We start from the raw sequence: 293 nt of genomic DNA on the forward strand, positions 1-293 counted from the left end.
GGAGTACTGGATCCTGCTGCCCGCCATGATTCTGCTGATGATTGAATCGGTCGCCAGTTTCGCCTGGTTTATTCGCTGGTTTGGTCGCGTCGTGCCTGGCAAACCGAGCGAGGCCGTCGCCGATGCCGCACCGCTGCCAGGGTCAATGCGCCTGGTGTTGATTGTACTGATTGTGATGTCGCTGATTTCCAGCGTAATCGCCGCGACCTGGTTGTAGTAAGGAGATGATGAATGACCGGTTCTATGATCGTAAATAATCTGGCGGGACTGATGATGCTGACATCACTGTTTGT

Annotated in this window: 1 pseudogene; it reads left to right on the forward strand. The window is 53.9% G+C overall.

Features of this window, described 5'->3' with window-relative positions:
• Positions 1–217 (forward strand): annotated as a pseudogene (locus tag R2R70_RS19635) (hypothetical protein); the annotation flags it as partial.
• Positions 218–293: the final 76 nt, after the last annotated feature.

It is taken from the genome of Cobetia sp. SIMBA_158, from assembly GCF_046566945.1.
GTDB lineage: Bacteria > Pseudomonadota > Gammaproteobacteria > Pseudomonadales > Halomonadaceae > Cobetia > Cobetia amphilecti.